Origin of the sequence: Sphingomonas sp. NIC1 (assembly GCF_001638925.1) — a bacterium.
In the GTDB taxonomy this organism is placed as follows: Bacteria; Pseudomonadota; Alphaproteobacteria; order Sphingomonadales; family Sphingomonadaceae; genus Sphingomonas; species Sphingomonas aquatilis.
Genome location: NZ_CP015521.1, coordinates 2,914,398 through 2,932,406 on the forward strand (window position 1 = coordinate 2,914,398; position 18,009 = coordinate 2,932,406).

Annotated in this window: 12 protein-coding genes and 2 pseudogenes; 1 reads left to right on the forward strand and 13 read right to left on the reverse strand. The window is 65.1% G+C overall.

Annotation, left to right across the window (positions count from 1 at the left end):
* Nucleotides 1-3: 3 nt before the first annotated feature.
* The 8 genes and pseudogenes from A7E77_RS13730 to A7E77_RS17445 all read right to left on the reverse strand — a co-directional run bounded on the left by A7E77_RS13730 (nucleotide 4) and on the right by A7E77_RS17445 (nucleotide 11,418).
* The gene (locus A7E77_RS13730) at nucleotides 4-2,226 is read right to left on the reverse strand and encodes an ATP-binding protein (protein WP_063688767.1); all 2,223 of its coding nucleotides are present in this window, start codon (nucleotides 2,224-2,226) and stop codon (nucleotides 4-6) included.
* A complete protein-coding gene (locus tag A7E77_RS13735) occupies nucleotides 2,226-2,615 on the reverse strand; it encodes a response regulator (protein WP_063688768.1) in 390 nt (129 codons plus the stop codon). The genes A7E77_RS13730 and A7E77_RS13735 overlap by 1 nt, the downstream gene beginning before the upstream one ends.
* A 36-nt stretch (nucleotides 2,616-2,651) precedes the next feature.
* Entirely contained in the window at nucleotides 2,652-3,095 is a 444-nt protein-coding gene (locus A7E77_RS13740) for a chemotaxis protein CheW (protein ID WP_017978471.1), read from the reverse strand.
* Nucleotides 3,096-3,109: 14 nt separating this feature from the next.
* The gene (locus A7E77_RS13745; RefSeq protein ID WP_063688771.1) at nucleotides 3,110-4,651 is read right to left on the reverse strand and encodes a globin-coupled sensor protein; all 1,542 of its coding nucleotides are present in this window, start codon (nucleotides 4,649-4,651) and stop codon (nucleotides 3,110-3,112) included.
* A gap of 494 nt (nucleotides 4,652-5,145) precedes the next feature.
* On the reverse strand, nucleotides 5,146-6,369 hold the full coding sequence (locus A7E77_RS13750; RefSeq protein WP_063688773.1) for a histidine-type phosphatase: 1,224 nt from the start codon (nucleotides 6,367-6,369) through the stop codon (nucleotides 5,146-5,148).
* A gap of 25 nt (nucleotides 6,370-6,394) precedes the next feature.
* On the reverse strand, nucleotides 6,395-7,492 hold the full coding sequence (locus A7E77_RS13755; RefSeq protein ID WP_063688776.1) for a phosphatidylinositol-specific phospholipase C1-like protein: 1,098 nt from the start codon (nucleotides 7,490-7,492) through the stop codon (nucleotides 6,395-6,397).
* Nucleotides 7,492-10,245, reverse strand: coding sequence for a TonB-dependent receptor (locus tag A7E77_RS13760; RefSeq protein WP_192929985.1), 2,754 nt, complete (start codon nucleotides 10,243-10,245; stop codon nucleotides 7,492-7,494). Before A7E77_RS13760 ends, A7E77_RS13755 begins: the two co-directional genes overlap by 1 nt.
* A 414-nt stretch (nucleotides 10,246-10,659) precedes the next feature.
* Nucleotides 10,660-11,418, reverse strand: a pseudogene (locus tag A7E77_RS17445) (IS5 family transposase).
* 404 nt (nucleotides 11,419-11,822) lie between these two features.
* Here A7E77_RS17445 and A7E77_RS13775 point away from each other — a divergent pair.
* Entirely contained in the window at nucleotides 11,823-13,586 is a 1,764-nt protein-coding gene (locus A7E77_RS13775; protein ID WP_226341757.1) for an adenylyl cyclase, read from the forward strand.
* A gap of 185 nt (nucleotides 13,587-13,771) precedes the next feature.
* On the opposite strand, the pseudogene A7E77_RS13780 reads toward A7E77_RS13775, so the two are convergent.
* The 5 genes and pseudogenes from A7E77_RS13780 to istA form a co-directional block, all read right to left on the reverse strand.
* A pseudogene (locus A7E77_RS13780) lies at nucleotides 13,772-14,041 on the reverse strand (MarR family winged helix-turn-helix transcriptional regulator); the annotation flags it as partial.
* A gap of 526 nt (nucleotides 14,042-14,567) precedes the next feature.
* Entirely contained in the window at nucleotides 14,568-14,891 is a 324-nt protein-coding gene (locus A7E77_RS13785; RefSeq protein WP_078462308.1) for a UrcA family protein, read from the reverse strand.
* Nucleotides 14,892-15,064: 173 nt separating this feature from the next.
* Nucleotides 15,065-15,592 carry a hypothetical protein gene (locus A7E77_RS13790; RefSeq protein ID WP_226341759.1) on the reverse strand — a complete coding sequence of 176 codons (528 nt, stop codon included), beginning with the start codon at nucleotides 15,590-15,592 and terminating at the stop codon, nucleotides 15,065-15,067.
* A gap of 179 nt (nucleotides 15,593-15,771) precedes the next feature.
* Nucleotides 15,772-16,500 carry an IS21-like element helper ATPase IstB gene (gene istB / locus A7E77_RS13795; protein WP_063688787.1) on the reverse strand — a complete coding sequence of 243 codons (729 nt, stop codon included), beginning with the start codon at nucleotides 16,498-16,500 and terminating at the stop codon, nucleotides 15,772-15,774.
* A complete protein-coding gene (gene istA / locus A7E77_RS13800; RefSeq protein WP_078462310.1) occupies nucleotides 16,487-17,998 on the reverse strand; it encodes an IS21 family transposase in 1,512 nt (503 codons plus the stop codon). Before istA ends, istB begins: the two co-directional genes overlap by 14 nt.
* Nucleotides 17,999-18,009: the final 11 nt, after the last annotated feature.

Consider the following 18,009-nt stretch of genomic DNA (forward strand, 5'->3'; position numbering starts at 1 on the left):
GCGCTACCTCCGCGCATCGATCGGAAAGCTGAGGGTCAGCATCGCACCGCGTCCGTCTGGCTTGTTGGCCAAAGCGATCGTGCCGCCCACCTCGTCCATGATCTGGCGGCAGACGAACAGCCCCAGTCCCGTACCCTTGCCGATCGGCTTGGTCGTGGAAAAGGCGTCGAACGCCGTCCCGGCCACCGCGTCCGCCAGTCCGGTGCCGGTATCGTCGATGACGACCTCGACCATCCTGTCGCGCTGGGCGAGGTCGATAGCGATCCGGGCAGGTCCGGCGTCGCCCGCGGCACGGGCGGTATCGATCGAATCGGCGGCGTTCTGCAGGGCATTGACGATGATCTGCTCGATCCCGACGCGCGGCAGTTCCAGGATGGGGAGCGACGCCGGCGCGGTGATCCGCAGCGCGATGTCGCGTTCGGACAGCACGGGACGCATGAACCGTGCGGCATTTTGGATCGCGTCGATGATGCTGATCGGTTCGCTGCCGCCGCGCTCCAGTCGCGCATAGCCCGACGTGCGTTCGACGATGGCGGTCGCGCGGTCCACCTGTTCGATGATCCGATCGAATTTCTGTGCAGCGCGCCCCGACGCGTCCTCCGACTGTGTGAGGGAAAGCCGTCCGTTCTCCGCGGCGAGCGCGATGGTGAACAGCGGTTGCCGCAGCTCGTGGCTCAGCGCCGATGCCATGCCGCCCAGCTCCATCAGGCGGGCATGATGCCGCATCTCGGTCTGAAACGCCTTGGCGGTTCGCAGGCGCACGACGCAGCCGAACCGCCACCGCTCGAACATGGGGTCGTGGTCATGTGCCAGCAGCAGGTGCCATTCGGCCTCCGCGCCGGAGCCGACGCGAAATTCCGCCATCACATCGTCGCGTGCGTCGAGGTTCGCCAGCGTCGGGCGGTCGGCCGGATGCACGGGCAGGTTCATCTCGCGCCGGCCATGCTGCGGATCGATCTTCACGAACCGCAGGGTCCCGCTTGCCGCATCATAGCGCACGTCGCTGAACACCTTGAACCCCATGGTGGTCCGCAGTTCGTCCACCGCGCGGGCCAGGCGCTGGCGTTCATGGTCGCTCGCCAGCAAGGCGTTGTTGATGGTGACGAAGCGGTCCAACAGCGTGTGCGTTTCGCTGAACGGGACATCGACGGGCGGGATCGGGGCATGACGGTCGAAATGCGCCAGCGCATCCTCCCATACCGCGACCGACCGGCGGATCGCATGGCGAAAGGCGACAAGCCCCAGCTCCGCGAGCAGCAGATACGCCAGCAGCGGGATCAACCCCATGAACACGCCGACCATCGTCGCTCGCACGAAGGGGCGGGGAGACACGATCGCGATATGCCCGTCGGGCGCGCGCTGCGCGACGCACGTGGTCAACCAATAGCCGATCGTCTGCCGCTCGATCGGACCGGTGGTCCCGTCGTCGATCCGGCGGCACCCCAGTCGTGCCGCGGCGGACGCCGCATCGGCCTGCGGCGTATGAGTCATGCGGAGGGCGTCGGAATGGCCGGGCATCGGCAATGCGCGGATCTGGCCTGTCGCTCGGTCCGCCGCCGGTGCAAGCGCAGCGGCCGTCCGCGCCTGATCGGCAAAACGCAGCATCTGGTCCGGCACCGATCGCATGGCGCCGAGCAGGAACAGCATGGCGCCACCTGCGACCGTCAGCGACACGAGCACATCCAGGGCACCGGTGAGCGACACCAGCGGACGCCGCATCAGCCCGCCCGTTGCCGGATCGCGCGCGACGAAGAGTACGGCGGCATCGGTCATCGCGGCGGCTGCGACGGTGAACAGCACGGTGCGCAGGAACGCGATCAGCGCGGCCTCCGCTGCGAGGCCCCAGGGATTATGCAGCAGCAGCCCGGCCGCCACGCTGGCGATGGCGACGCTATAGAGGACGGTCACCGTCGACAGGCCGCGATCCCCGCGGCAAAACCGATCGACCACGGCGATATGGCCGAGTGCCGCGGCGATCAGCAGCGGCTGGCCGAACCACGCCAGGGTCGGCAGCGTGGTCGCGATGGCGACGGCGATCGCGATGCGAACGCCATACCATCGCAACGCCGGCAGATAGGCGAAGGGCGCGAGGATCAGCTCGAACCCCGGCGCGGCCACCAGGCGGTGGCTCGACAGGACGATCGCCACGCCGAGCAGCACGAGCGGCACGAAAGGCGCAGCGCGCCACCGTGCCGCCAGCGCCGGGAACGACAGGCCGACGCCCATCAGGCGTCGCCGGTGCTGCCGGTTTGGCCCATCACGAGGGCGCGGAGCGTTGCGGTCCGCAGAGGCTTGGTGAACAGGCCGCTCGTCGTCGTCGCGATGTCGGATAGCGCCGCGGCGGTGAGATCGAGATGACCGGTCATCAAGTACATCGTCGGCTCCGTCGTGCTGGTGGATCGACGATGACGCAACATGCGTAGGACGTCTAGGCCACTCTCGGCCTTAAGTCTTAGATCGCAAAGGATAACATCTACCGAACACGCTGCGTCCAGCTGCGCCAATGCCTCACGGCCGGATCGCGCGCCGATGGCATGGCCGCCCAGCGCTTCGACCAACTCGACCAGTTCGTGCCGCAGGTCGTCGTCATCCTCGATGATCAACAGGCGTCGCATCACCGATCGTCCCATGGGCGGGCGTGACGACGACGATCAGGCCGCGTCGGCGAGCAGGGCATCACCGTCGATCGCCATGCACCGCAGGTCGAGGACCATCACCATCCGATCGTCGACGGCGATCAGCCCGGACAGGTGTCGGGACGAACCGCCGCCCAGGTCCGGCGGCGGCTGTAGTGCGGCCGGTTCGATCGTCACGATGTCGTTGACCGAATCGACGACGAGGCCGTGCATCTGCTCGCCGATCTGGATGACGATGATGACGTGCCGCGGCGACGGGGCGATCGCGTCCCACCCCAGCCGGTCGCTCAGATCGACGACCGGCAGCACGGTGCCGCGAAGATTGACGATGCCGCGTACGAAGGCGGGCGCATGCGGGATGGGTGTCGGTGGCGTCCAGGCGCGGATCTCGCGGATCGCCATGATGTCGACGCCCAGGCGCTTGTCCGCGATTTCGAAGGTGATGAGTTGCTTCGTCATGGCACGACCACCGTTCAGAACTGGCTCCAGTCATCGTCCGCCGGCGTGACGGCGAGCGCGAGATTGCCGCGGCCGGCGCGGCGCGCCGCGCGCACCGGCGGCTTGGGGGGCGCCACCGCGATGGGCTTGGCGACCGCAGGGCGAGCGCGCGGTGTCATGGCGTCGTCCAACGTGAAGCGCGCGACGAGGCCGGTGAGCTGGTCCGCTTCACTGGCGAGGCTCCGCGCGGCGGCGGTCGATTCCTCGACCATGGCCGCATTCTGCTGCGTCGTCGCATCCATCTCGCCGATCGCGATATTCACCTGTTGCAGGCTGTTCGACTGCACCTGCGCGAGCTGCGAGATATTGGCGGCCAGCGTCGCGATCTCGGCCACCTTGCCCACGATCCGGTCGAGCGCCTCACCCGACTGGCCGACCAGCGCCACGCCGCGCGCGACCTGTTTCGAGCTTTCGCCGATCAGGTCCTTGATATGCTTGGCAGCGTCCGCGGATCGCTGGGCAAGTGCGCGCACTTCGCTGGCCACAACGGCAAAGCCCTTGCCCGCATCGCCCGCGCGTGCCGCCTCGACTCCTGCGTTCAGCGCCAGCAGGTTGGTCTGGAAGGCGATGCCGTCGATGACGTTGATGATCTGCGCGATCTCGGCGGCCGAACGCTGGATGTCGTCCATCGCGCCCACCGCTTCCTTGACGACCGCGCCACCCTGCGTCGCGTCGGCATGCGCTTCGCTGACCGATCGGTTGACGTGTGCGGCGCCTTCGGCAGTTTCGCGGACGCCGCCGGTCAGCTGATCCATTGCGGCGGCGGTCTGTTCCAGCGACGCAGCCTGCTGTTCGGTGCGTTCTGACAGATCGTCGGAGGCCGAACTGATTTCCACCGACCCAGTATTAATGCTCTTCGCCGTGTCGGCGACCTGCACCAGCGTTTCGCTGATCTGGCTGCGCATGAACTCGAAATCCTGCTCCACCTTGCGGAACGCTTCGGGCAGGTCGTGCAGCGATGCAGTAAAGTCTCCCTTGGCCAGCCCCTCCAGCGCTTCGCCGACTTGCGCGATGACGGCGAGCCTCTGTCCTTCCTCGGCGCGGAAATAGCTCGAGAGCGCGATATCCATGTCGAGCAGCGCGCATTTCACAAGGGTGCCGATCACGCGGCTGAGACGCTTGCCGGCCAGCCGACCGATGGGGGATGAGGCGACGACCGCATGGATCACCTGCTCCAGCACCATGGCGTAGCCGCCGATATACCATGTCGGTGCCAAGCCGATCCGGGCATGGACATTGCCGATCTGTTCCGCTTTTTCGAAATAGCCGGCGCCAAGCTCCCGCGAAAACAGCTGCGACCAGTGGTCCAATTGCTTGTCGCGCGCATGGTCCATGACGCTCTTCGACGTAAAGAAGCCGGATACCTCCGGCGTCGCCGCGATCTTCTTGTAGAACAGGTCTAGCGCCTTGGGGGCGCTTTTCGACACGACGGACAGGATGCGCGGGAAGTTCGCATAATCCTGTCCGTCGAGACCGTAGAATTGTACGCGCTTCGCATTGGCCGCCGGGTCGTGCATGGGATGTCTCCAGTTCGTCGTCCGAATTGGGGCCTCGCGTGGTTTCCAACCGGTAAATCATCGTAGTTTTACGGTGGTCTCCGAACCGACAGCGTCGCAGCCGGGCGCTGCCGATCATGACGGAGCCAAAGCGGTTTCGGCTGGCGTGCATTGTGGGCGCTGGACTGGAGTCGACGTCGTTGCGACCGCATGATGCGGACAAGCGCTGCCGTGAGCGAAAGCAGCCCCGGTGCGTCAGTGTGGGATTACAGCCATCCGTTCCGCCGCGTGATGCGGCCCGCCTCGATGCGGTCTACCTTCGGCCGCGGGCTGGCGACCCACCACGTCCTGCCAAGTTTGACGCTGGGCAGGTCTGCCCGTTCCCAGGCGGCATAGCCCCTTCGAGTACCTAGGTGTCCTTGCCCTCACTCAGTATGACCGCAGCCGCAGCAGCTGCGGCCGTGCCGCCGTCCTGATCGACGGTCTGCGGGAACACGTGGAAAGCTCTAGCGAAATTACTTCGGTAGTGTTGTTTCGCGTTCAATGACGCTTTGAAGGTGCGGCAGCGAGCAAGGCGTGCCGCACCGTTCGATGGGGAGATGCCGCATTATAATCTGACCGCGCTGTCCAGCTATGCTGAGATGTCGTGCCGCTGCAGGTGTCTGGGCGACATACGACAGCCGGATAACATGTGTGTGGGTGCGACGGTCGGTCAGGCGCTCGAACAGGAGACCGCCGCCGATAGGCGGGTCGTCGGCGCCGTAGCCCGGCATTGTAAAGTGAACGCCAAGGATCGCGGTGACGGCCGCGATCGTGTTGTCGTGACCGACATAGACGCGGACCGCAGGTGCCTTGGGCTGTGACAGGTCCGTGGCGATCGCGCGTGCGATCAGACCACCGACACGCGGCGCCATATAGGCCGAGCGGGCGAAGACGTCGAAGAGGCGGGCATGCAGGAGCGACATCGCCTGAATGTCCTTGGCCGATGCGCGGCCCCAGCCGACCCGCTGCATCGGAAAGCCTTCCGCATATTGCAGCAGGAAAACCTGCGCGGTGCCGGAGGTCAGATCAATCGCGCCCGACAGGCTGATGCCCTTGCCATCGGCGGACGGCGTTATCCGGTTGGGCATCGCCGCGAATGTGCAGGGTGGCACCGACGACGCACAGCCGAGCACCCGCTCCATTGCGGCGAACCCCGCGGCGGTGCCGCGCATCAGGGCGGTCCCATCCTGTAATTCGGCGTTGATGCTGGCGGCCGCTTGGGTAGCGTCGAAGGGGACGGCGCGGGCTTCCAGCGCGTTGAACAACGGGTCCGTATCACCCTCGGCACGATGATCGACCGCAACGGGGCAACCCGGCGCCAGGCCCTCGGCGAGGGCATGGCCGCTGGCGATCGTCCGCGAGAGGCTGTTCGTCCAGATCGTCAGGGCATTCGGGGCCGGGCAGCGCCCGGTCGGCAGCAAGCCTTGCCGGAGCAGCCGACCCCGTTCGAACCGCGCGAGGATGCGCAGCGCCGCGGCGCCATGCGGGGTCAGATGGCTGGCTGGCGTGTCCCATTGCGGAAATGGAGCGCGGGCGAGGGGAGCCGCCGCGGCTTCACCCTCTAAGGGCGCGCGGATGCCGTGGCGGATCAGCATCACGGCCCGGTCCACCGTGTAGCGGGGCCGCGCCGAGCAGGGACTGGCGACCAGACTGGTCGCCAGCGCCAGTGCGAGCGCACGGACTAGCATGTCGAGCATCTTTCCCGGTCGCACGACGTCCCTTTCACTTCGGCAGCGTGCACCCGGCGGGCTGGGTCACGGGGTTGCATCGTTGCATCACGCCGCCCGGCAGCGTTACGGTGAAGCTCTTGTTCCACGCCCGCGTCGGCGCGCCGGGATAATAGTCGGTTGACACCGCCTGTGCGCCGCTGTCGATCGCGGCCTGCTGGCGCGTGTGATCGTTTTCGCGCGCTTCCTTGGTGTCGGCGTCGCTGCGGGTACGGACGATGAAGCCCTGTTTCACCCATTCCTTGGTCTTCGCCCCATCGGTACGCGGATCGCCGACGATCTCGACCGAGGCCTCGGGCTGGTCGGTGTCGTACCAGCCGAAGATCGGGCGACCCTTTAGCGAAGGATGCCCGGCGCGATAGAGGTCGGACACGTCGGACGGCGTGTCGAGCACGAAGTAGATCTTCCCGCGAGCGCTCTCCAGCGTCGGCCAGCCCTTGGTAGTCACCGCCTCGCGCAGGGTCTTTGCATTCCCGCGCACGTCATCGGGTGTGATCATCCGGTTGGGCGTCAGCACGTCGCGAATCTCGCCGTCCAGCGCATCGAGCAACGGTGCGGTCAGCGGCAGCGGATCGGTGACGCCGGGCTTGTTGATCGGCCGGTCGGCGGCGTTGATCGTCACCATGATCGGCAGGTGGCGCGGGTGCGCGCGCGACCAGGCATCGATCTGGCCGATGCACTGCTTGAAGGTGCCGCAGGAGCGGTAATCGACTTCCGGGATGTGGAAGACCTTGAAGCCCGGCTTCATCATCGCCGCTTCGTCGAAACCGGTCTGCTCACCCGCCGCCTTCGCAATCGCTTCGCCCTTGGGATGCGCGAAACGGCCGCCTTGCGGGTCGGCGAAGATGTCGATCTCCAACTGGCGCACGCCCCGGTCGAGCTGCTGCGCCAAGGTCGGGTGATCATAATCCAGCGCGGCGGCGAGCTTGGGATCGCGCTGTTCGAGCGCGGCGAAGACGGCAGGCGCGATCCGCTTCTTATAGCTGTTGTGCGAGCCGACCACCTGGATGTCGTTCATCCGAAGGGCCGCCCGCGGCGCCGGAGCGGCAGCGGTCGCGAGGACCGCCGCCAGGGTGAGGAAGACCTTCGTCATCAGAACTCCGCCCGAATGCCGAACAGGATCGTCCGGCCATAATAGTTGATCTCGCCGAAGCGCAGATTGTTGTCGTTATACGTGTCCTGATGCGCACCCGCGATGTTGATGCCCTCCAGGCTGAGCGTCAGATTGTCGGCGGCGCGCACCGACAGCTGGCCGTCGAGCGAACCGAAGGCCGCGACATAGGTCGGCGCCTGCACCGTGCTGCCCGTGCTCGACAGATATTTGTCGCGCCAGACATAGGACAGACGCGCCGACAGCGGCCCCTTGTCGTAGAAGCCGACCAGGTTGAAGCTGTTCTTCGACAGGCCGATCAGCTGGTCCTTGATGTTGCGCGAGCCCGCCGTGTAGTCGGCCTTCACTTCCGTGTGGGTATAGGACCCCTGGACGCCGAAGCCGTCGAACGGCGCGGGCAGGAAGGTGAAGACCTGGCTGAATGCGGCTTCTGCGCCGTACACCTTGGCATTGCCGCCATTGACCGAGCTGGAGAGGCGGACGGTGCCGCGACCCGGAATGTAGATCTCGGTATTCGACTGGGTGATGTAATCGTCCATCGCCTTGTAGAAGACCGCGCCCGACAGCATGCCCGACGGTGCGAAATACCATTCCAGCGACCCGTCGAACTGGGTGGCGAGGAAGGGCACCAGCTGCGGGTTGCCGCCGCTGGCGGTCTGCGCGTCCGTCGACACGGTGATGCGCGGTGCGGTGTCGGTGACGTTGGGACGGGTCAGCACCCGGCTGGCGGCGAGGCGACCGACCAGCTTCGGGGTCAGATCGGCGCGCAGGTTGAAGCTGGGTAGTACGTTGTTGAACGTTTTGGGGTAGCTGACCGCCTGCGGTACTTGCGTGCCGTCCGGGATCGGCTGGCCGTTGATCACGAGATTCTTGGCAGGAACGATAAGCGTGCCGCTCGCGACCTGATCGGTATGAACATAGCGGACGCCTAGATTGCCGCTGACCGGCACTTGGCCCGCATCGAACTGGTAATCGGCGCGAACATAGGCGGCGGCGATCTTCTCCGACACAACGAAGGAGGAGCGCAGGTCGCCGTTGGTCAGCGGCTGTGCGGCGATCGCCGGGGTGAAGAAGTTGCCGACATAGGCCGCCGTTGTCGGGACCAGCCAGTTGCGGAAGGCATTGCCGCCGACGCCCGCCAGGAAATCGTCATAGGGCAGCTGCTGATAGGCGCCCGCACCCAGATTGGTCAGCGGCTGGTTGGTCGCGGTGTCGATCAGGTAATCGCGACGGAAATAGTCGCGCTTGCGCCAGTGATATTCGCCGCCCGCCTGCAGCTTCGACAGGAAGCCGTCGAAATCATGGCCGACATCGAGGCGCGAATAGAAATCCCAGTCCTTGCTGTCCTTGGGCGCGATGTTGAACTGGTACAGCTTGTAATTGGCCGGGTTGGTGACGTCGATCGGCGTGGTGAAGGTCGGCATGGTCTGATAGCCGCCGCTGGCGTCATAGGTCAGCGGCGCGATGAAATAGGCACGGCTGCGCACGGTGCCGGTGCGGTAGTCGGGGTGATAGCTGTGCGCGGCCGACCAGTTGACGTTGGCGGCGACATGCCAGCGATCCGGGTTCCAGGTCTGCTTCAGTCCGATGGTGATCAGGTCATGGCGATTGAGGCTGTATTCGCGCGACGCCATGAAGCGGGCGTTGGCGATCGTCGCCTTGGTGATCGTGTCGCCGACGACTGTATAGCCCGGTTGCAGCACGGTCGGCAGTTGCTTGACCCCGCCGATCGAGACGTTGTTGTCGTCCGGATAGATGTCGAGGCCGAATTCGTCATAGGCGACGTCCAGCCGGGTCGCGACCACGTCCAGCGTCGTCTGCAGCTCCGCGGTCGGCTGCCACTGGGCCGAGACGATGCCCGAGATGCGCTTGCGGTCCTCAGTCTCGACGGTGGGGCGGGTGCGAGTCGGCGAATAGAGACCCGCAGGCGCGCCGCCGCGTGACGCATCGGTATAGCGGTCGGTCAGCCACCCGAAATTCATGAAGCGGTCGTTGCGGACCGTCTTGCCCCAATATTGCGCGCCCGCCAGGATGCCGAAGGTGCCATCGCTGTTCTTCGCGCTGGTCAGCACGGTGACGTTGGGGCGGACCTGCTTGGTCTGGCTGGTATAGGTGCCGCGCATGTTGACGGTCGTCTTGTTGCCGACCTCCAGCGGGTGGAAGGTCTTGACGTCGATATTGCCGCCCAGCGCGCCCTCGCTCATGTCGGCGGTGGGGGTCTTCACCACGTCGATGCTGGACGTGAATTCGGCGGGCAGCATCTCGAAGCGGAACTGCCGACCGGCCGCGCCGCCATTCTCGATCAGGTCGTTCAGCGCGACGGTGCGGCCGTTCATCAGCGTGTTCTGGAACTGCGGGCCCAGTCCACGGACACTGACATACAGGCCTTCACCGCGCGGGCGGGTGATCGCCACACCAGGGACGAGCTGAAGCGCCTCGGCGACGTTCTGGGTCGGGAACTTGCCGATATCGGTCGAGCTGATCGAGTCGACACCGTAGGCGGCGCGGCGCTTGGTCTTGATGCCCGCCGCCAGGCTGCGCGCATAGGTGCCGTTGACGACGATGTCCTGGCCGTCAGCGGCCGTATCAGACGCCTGGGCGGTCGATTGCGCAGGGTTTTGCGCCGTGTCCTGCGCAGGGTCAGCCGCGGCGCTCGTCTGCGCCTGGGCGGCGACCGAGCCAGTCACCAGGGTAAACGCCACCGATGCCTTCAAAAGGCTGCGAAATGTAGTCATGAACTTGGTCCCCACCCGGCTGCCTTGCCGGTCCGGCGGGGGCGTTAAGAGCCGCCTGTGTAAGTTTGACGTAGAATTGATGACATTCGTGTGAGCGCTAACGCTCGGTACGTGCTGGCGACCTGCGGACCGCCGGAAGGATCGCCCAGTGCCCTAACCCCGTTCCCGGTGGCGCTGCGCCTGATCGACGTCCACACCGGCTGCCGCGCTCGTACCGTTCAGGTTTACGACCTCGTCGTCGGCACCCTCGCCGATGTTTGTCACGGTGCCTGACACCGTCACCTAATTGCCCCGTTTCATTGCGGCGTCGAAGGGGGTGTCCCGTCAGCGGCTGCCCTCATCCTTTGGCATGCACGTAGTGTTGTGAATGTTAATGATCGGAAATTGGCCAACGCTAGGGTCAGGACTTGTTGATCACAGCCAGAAGATGATGGTGGCAGCGAGAGTGATGGCGGAAAAGAATGCGGTCGGGCAGCGATCGTAGCGGGTGGCAACACGCCTCCAGTCGTTGAGGCGGCCGAACATGATCTCAATGCGGCTGCAACGCTGGTAACGACGCTTGTCGTACCTGATCGGCTCGTTGCGTGATCGCCGGCCCGGGATGCAGGGCTGGATGCCCTTGGCCTGGAGGGCATCGCGGAAGCAGTCGGCGTCGTAGCCGCGGTCGCCGAGCAGCCACTTCGCCTTGGGCAGGTCGTCCAGCAGCGCTGCCGCGCCGGTGTAGTCGCTGACTTAGCCGGCGGTCATGAAGAAGCTCAAGGGGCGGCCGTTCGCATCGGCAACGGCATGGAGCTTGGTGTTCATGACGCCTTGGTCCGACCGATCAGGCGGCCGAGATCCCCTTTTTAACCCGCAGGTTTGATGCCGTACGGTGCGCCTCTAGGTAGGTCGCGTCGATCATCACGGTCTTAGGCTCGGCATCGCCCACAGCTAACCCCTCCATCACGCGCGTGAACACGCCTCGCTACCCCCTTAGCACTTCCACCGGTTATACAGCATCTTGCAAGGACCGTAGGCGCTGGGTGTATCTCGCCAGCGCAGCCCATCGCGGTTGACGAAGACGATGCCGCTCAGCACCCGCCGGTCATCCATACGAGGCTTGCCATGGCTCTTTAGAAAGAACGGCCGCAGTCGCTCGATCTGCTCGTCCGTCAGCCGAAATAGGTCGCTCATTCCGGTCTCCTGACGGAACCTGGATCAGATCGCGACGCTTACATCAATGGGTCCTGACCCTAGGTAGATTGGTCTCGTCGATGCCCGCCGTTCAGCCATCTCTTTTGACGATGGACTAGCCGCATTTCGCAAGGTGAATGATTGGCCGGAGCCGGGGATCGGCAAGGCCCTGGCGACTGACCGCGCTGGGGTCGTTTAGCATATGAGCGTTGGGGTGCTTCCGCAGGTACACATCCATCATGCGTCATAGGAGCAACGGCCTATTATGCGTGCGCCTGTCCGCAGCCGCACGCGCGCCAGCGCGTTTATCAATTTGTCCGTTCACATGAACAGTGCTCCTTAAGTCTGTGCCAGGCTAAGAGGACAAGGCTGTCGATGCGGCACCGAAATGTAGGGAGGGCAGGATGCGCAATACGACACGTCGGGAACTGATTGCAGGCATGGCGGCGATCGGATTCGGCACGCTTGCGCACGCGGCGCCGGTCGGCAGGCGCCGCGATCCCGATCTGGGGCCGAACGTCCTGATCGTCCATGCGGACGAGGCGGGCGCACAGGCGGTGATCGACCGCTGGTTCAAGGAACAGGAGCGCGCCCATTTCACCGACCGGCGCCGCGCGGTCCTGCTCAAACCCGGCAATCACCGCCTCGACATCAACGTCGGCTTTTTCACGCAGGTGGCGGGATTGGGCCTCACGCCAGGTGACGTCACCGTGGCGGGCCATGTGCATGCCGAGGCGGATTGGGCGAAGGGCATGGCGCTGGTCAATTTTTGGCGCGGCGTCGAAAATCTGACGGTGCGGCCGCCCGACAATATGGATCGCTGGGCCGTGTCGCAGGCTGCGCCCTATCGCCGCATTCATCTGACCGGCGACCTCGCCCTGGACGATGGTGGCTGGTCCAGCGGCGGCTTCATGGCGGACTGCCGGGTGGACGGGACGATCCGCTCCGGGACGCAGCAGCAATGGTTCACCCGCAACAGCCGTATGCAGCGCTGGGAGGGATCGAATTGGAACATGATGTTCATGGGTGTCGCGGGCGCGCCCGCGTCGAGCTTCCCGACACCACCCTATACGACGGTGGCGACCGTGCCGGTGGTGCGCGAGAAGCCGTTCCTGTGCGTCGGGCCGGGGGGCGAATGGACGATCTTCGTCCCGGCGCTCCGCCGAGATGCGCGCGGCATATCCTGGGATCAGGCGCCCGCCGGACGCCATGTGCCGCTGGACGCCGTGTTGATCGCCGATCCGACCACGCCGGTCGCAACCATTAACCGCGCGCTCGCGGCCGGGCGCCATCTGCTGCTGACGCCCGGCGTGTATCGCCTGCGCGAACCGTTGCGGGTGGTGCGGGCCGATACGGTTGTCCTCGGCCTCGGTCTCGCGACCCTTCTGGCCGAAGGTGGATCGGCCGCCATCACCGTCGCCGACGTGCCGGGGGTGACGATCGCCGGACTGCTGGTCGACGCCGGGCCCCTGACGACGCCGGTGCTGGTGCAAATCGGGCCGCGCGGCGCGGACGGCAATCATCGTGACAATCCGACACTGCTCGCCGATCTCTTCTTCCGCGTCGGCGGGGCTGCCGTGGGGAACGCCAAGACCTGTCTGGAAATCAACAGCCACCATGTCATCGGAGATCATCTCTGGATCTGGCGCGCCGACCACGGCGATCGCGACGGCGGCCGCGTCCATGTCGGCTGGGACGAGAGCCGGGCGACGCACGGCCTCGTCGTCAACGGGGATCACGTCACCTGCTACGGCCTGTTCGTCGAGCATTTCCAGGGCTGGCAGACGTTATGGAATGGCGAGGACGGCCGCACCTTCTTCTACCAGAACGAATTGCCGTATGATCCGCCTAGCCAGCGCGCCTGGCGTTCGGATTCGCCGCGCGGGTGGGCGGCGTACAAGGTTGCCGATCACGTCCGCCGGCATCAGGCGATCGGCATGGGTATCTACGCCAATTTCACCGCCGATCCGTCGATCGTGCTCGCAAGTGCGGTGGAGGTGCCCGATACGCCGGGCGTGGGTGTCTCGCATGTCACGACGATCTCTTTGGGTGGCGGCAAGGGCACGATCGCGCAACTGGTCAACAACGCGGGAGAGGCCGCCCGGCCGGGCAGCATCCGCCAGACGCTAACGCGATACGGCGACGCCCGGGATAGTAGTGCAAGCTGATCAGCGAAGGGCGGTGGTGGCTATCTGCGCACATTTTGCGGCGTTTCGCTTGGCAAATGCGGAGCGGGGGCGACATTTTTGATAATCGGGGAGGTCAAGCCGGCTCGGCGCTATGCATAAGCCTGAGCACCGCGCGTGGTGCCGGCGTGGCCTCTGCTTAGATCGCCGCATAGATCGCATCCGCCGCGCGCGCGCGCATCGTCGTCCCGCCGCACACGCGCGATCCAGCCGCGCTTCTCGAAGCGCGCAACCAGGCGGCTCAGATAGCCCGCGTCCATGTCGAGCGCATCCTGCAACACGGTCGCGGTGACGGGTTCGCGCGTCGCAATCTCGAATAGCAGCCGCGCCTCGGGCAGGGTCGCCTCGGTCCCAAGAAACCGCGCATCGAGTGCGCCGATCGTCTGCGTGTAGAAGCGGTTGAACCGGCGGATGGCGGTTATGTCTGCATCTTCCATATCCGCCATGCTGACTTAGAATAGTTGATGGAGTCAAGTATTGCAATGGGAGCTACGGCGTGGGGGGGCGGGACCTCCAAGGCACCGAAGATAATTGGGATTGCCACTTTCGCCCTCAGCTGCCTTCTCGTGAGACGCTTCTTTCGCCGGACATTCGGAAATCGGGACGCTCACTTTCAGGTGCCCGATGCAATGAAACGGCTTTCTTCATTAGGGCAAAAGCGTTTTTCAGCATGAAAGGCGGAAAGAGCGTCATTGGTATTAGCTCTGATTATCGTCGAAAAGGATCGCTCGCAGCTTGGCGGATTGGCATGGCATCCCGAAGCTCGCTAGTTCCATAAATCGGAGGGGGACGGATTTCTGTGTTTGACGCACTTGCTATAAGTCCGAAGCTCCAAAAATAGAGCGCGAAAAGGTGAAATGCTGAGCCCTGAAAGGCCATGACCGCCTTTGATTTCTGTAGAATATCCCATCCGAAAACCTTGGCATCGCTGCTCGCTCGCGATCTGAAGCACCTCTTACCGGTTTACTTGCTGCCGATACCTTCACGATACGCGCGGCGCACGGAAGCAGGCGCTTTGTTCATGAACAAAGGGATCGCATAACCGGGGCAGTATCGAGCGCTGGCAAGATGCGGGTCAAAGATCGCAGTGTCGTCCTGCGGATCGTACGCATCGCAGAAGTCTCGAGCCGCTCGGTCTACGCGCTCCACGAGCTCGGTCCGCCCAGCCGAGGTCTCGAGCGCGAGGTCGGCGTAGCGCACCACCATGTCAGGGGGTGGATGCGGCGTCGTGCGGGGCGTGGCACAAGCGGACAGCAGAAGTGCGTTCAGCACCCATGATCGTTTCATGGCTTTGCCTTTGTAGGAGGGCCGACAGCCTCCGTGGCGTGGTACGCACGCGGCTGAAGACGGATGATTGTGATCGATGCCGCTTTATTGAACGGCGTGCGGTTCAGACGGCTGGTCGCCGACTCCGACCCTGTCGCCCTTTGGGTGGTTGGGCTAGGGCCGCAGCCAGTACTTCAGCGCAATCGCTTGTAGTGGAAGTTGCGGACGAACGGCTCTCCCTTGTCGGTGAGGCCCGCCGCAGACTCGGTCATTTCGTTGCCGTTCGCCGACACGATGTAGACCCTCACCGATCCCAGCCTCTTCGCCTTCGCGATATTGAGCACGAGCACATTGGGGGTCGGCGTCATGACGGCCACGCTGTCCGCCTCGCTCGTTTCTCCCTCGCTGGGTGCCATCGTTCCATCCGGACGATAAGATGCCGCCATGTGCCGGACGCGGCCGTCCTGACCGGTGATGTCGACAACCATCCGCCACTTGCCCTCACCGATGTCTTGAAAGCTGTAGACGACCCGCTTGGGAGGCGGTCCGTAGGTGCTGGGCATGCGCGTCAGGTCCAGTTCCCATCGCCCCATGAAAGGTGATGGCGCTGTTGCCTCTGATCGAGCGCTTTCCGGTTGGGCGACGGCTTCGCTGGCAAGGCCCGCGATGGTCGCGGCAGCCGCCAGACATATGGCTGAGCGATATAAAGGCAAACGCAGCATGCAACCTGTCAATCGGCGTCCAAAAAGGACCCCCTATCGGCGTGCAAAAGGGACCCCCTTCGTCGAGCAGCGTAACGGGTATGACGGGCGCACTGTTCGTGCTGGTTGCGGCGTAGGGCGGGCGTAGCCCGACCGGAGGCGCAACCAGCACGAAGCGTTCTCTGCCGGTGCCCCAGGCTTCAGCTTCGATGTTTGAAGCGCCAGCTGTCGTTGCCGGTTTCGACGATGTCGCAATGGTGGGTAATGCGGTCGAGCAGCGCGGTGGTCATCTTGGGGTCGCCAAAGACGGTCGGCCACTCACCAAAGGCCAGGTTGGTGGTGACGATGACCGAGGTCTTCTCGTAGAGCTTGCTGACGAGGTGGAAGAGCAGTTGACCGCCCGAGCGTGCAAACGGCAGGTAGCCAAGCTCGTCGAGCACCACGAGATCGAGGCGCGAAAGCTGGGCCGCCAGCGTGCCGGCCTTGCCGAGGCGCGTTTCCTCCTCGAGCCGGTTCACCAGGTCCACTGTGTTGAAGTAGCGTCCGCGGGCGCCGGCTCGTACCACATTGGCAGTGATGGCGGTGGCGAGATGCGTCTTGCCGGTACCCGTTCCACCGACCAGCACGACGTTGCGTTGGCCCGGAAGAAACGAGCCGCTGTACAGCGAGCGCACCAGTCCCTCGTTGATGGGAGTGTCGCCGAAGACGAAGGCGTCGAGGTCCTTCACCGCGGGTAACCTGGCGGCCGACATCCGGTAGCGGACGGACGCCGCATGGCGGTACGTTGCCTCGGCACGCAGCAGGTCGGTCAGGATCTCCATGGTCGTGCGCTTGCGCTGCAGCCCGGTGGTGACGGCCTCGTCGAAGGCGCCAGCCATGCCCTTGAGGCCAACGTCCGCCATGGCCGTCATCATCTCATGCCGCTGCATGGAGGCCTCGCAGGCTGTCATAGCGGGTGCAGTCGGCACGCGGCGGGTGGCGCAGCGCCAGGTCCTCGGGCGTGACGATGGTCAGCGGCCGGGGCGGCTCGCGTCGGCGGGCCAGGATGTTGACGATGACGTCGTCGCTGGCGACGCCGGCCAGCAATGCTTCGCGCACGGCCACTTCTACCGCCTCCAGCCCGTCGTCGAGCACCGCTGCCAGCACCCGCACGAACCGCCGGTCGGCATCGTCGCCGGTGCCAAGCTTGCGCCGCAGTCGTGCCAGCGCAGGCGGCAACTCCCAGCCCTGGAACGGTGCGCCGTTGCGCAGGGCACCCGGCTTGGTCACCAGCACCGGCAGATAGTGCCACGGGTCGTAGATGGTCCGGTCGCGGCCGAAGAACCGGGGATGGTCGGCGACGACTTCACCGTCGCAGCGCACGACGATGCGGTCGGCATAGGCGCGGACCTGGACGGCACGTCGCACCACCCTGGCAGAAACGGAATAGCGGTTGCGCTCGAAGCTGATGAGGCATGTGCCGCTTACCGCATGCTCGCTCTCGTGGAAGCCGTCGAAGGGTGCGACAACAGGCTGGAGCACCGCCCGTTCTGCTGCCCATGCCTGGGCGACTGTCAGCTCCTTCTGCTCGGGATGCTGGTGCAACTCTGCCCAGCGCCGACACTCCGCCTCCAGCCAGCCGTTCAACTCCTCGAGGCCGGTAAATCGCAGGCGCGGCTGGAAGAAGCGACCGCGTGCGGTCTGCACCTGGTTCTCGACCTGACCTTTCTCCCAGCCCGACGCCGGCGAGCAGGCGGTCGGCTCGACCATGTAATGGTTGGCCATGACCAGGAAGCGACGGTTGAAGACCCGCTCCTTGCCGGTGAACACGCTCGTCACCGCCGTCTTCATGTTGTCGTAGATGCCGCGCGTCGGCACGCCTCCGAAGAAAGCAAACGCCCGTGCATGCGCGTCGAACAGCATCTCCTGTGTCTCGCGGGGATAGGCCCGCACATACATTGCCCGCGACGCGCACAGCCGGACATGCGCGACCTTCACGCGCATCGGCTTGCCCGAGATCTCGACGTCCTCGTGGCTCCAGTCGAACTGGTAAGCCTCGCCCGGCCGGAACAGCAGCGGGATGAACGCCGGCGCATTCATCACGTCGCGACGCTGCGCCTGCCGCCAGCGCGCCGCATAACGGCGAACCGCGTCGTACGAGCCATCGAACCCCTCGCGTAGCAGCAGGTCGTGGATGCGCGTGAGGCGCAGCTTCTCGCGCCGCGGCCGTGCCTCATCTTCCTCCAGCAACGCATCCAGTCGCGCCTGAAACGGCCCCAGCTTCGGCAGCGGCTGCACCTCTCGCCGATAACCCATGTCCGCTTCCGGCGCCCGGATCGCCTTGCGCACCACCTTGCGCGACAGGTGCAGGTCCCGCGCTATCGCCTTGATGGCCTTGCCCGACGCGTGCTCGCGCCGGATCCTCAACACCGTCTCCAATACCAGCATCCCGATCTCGC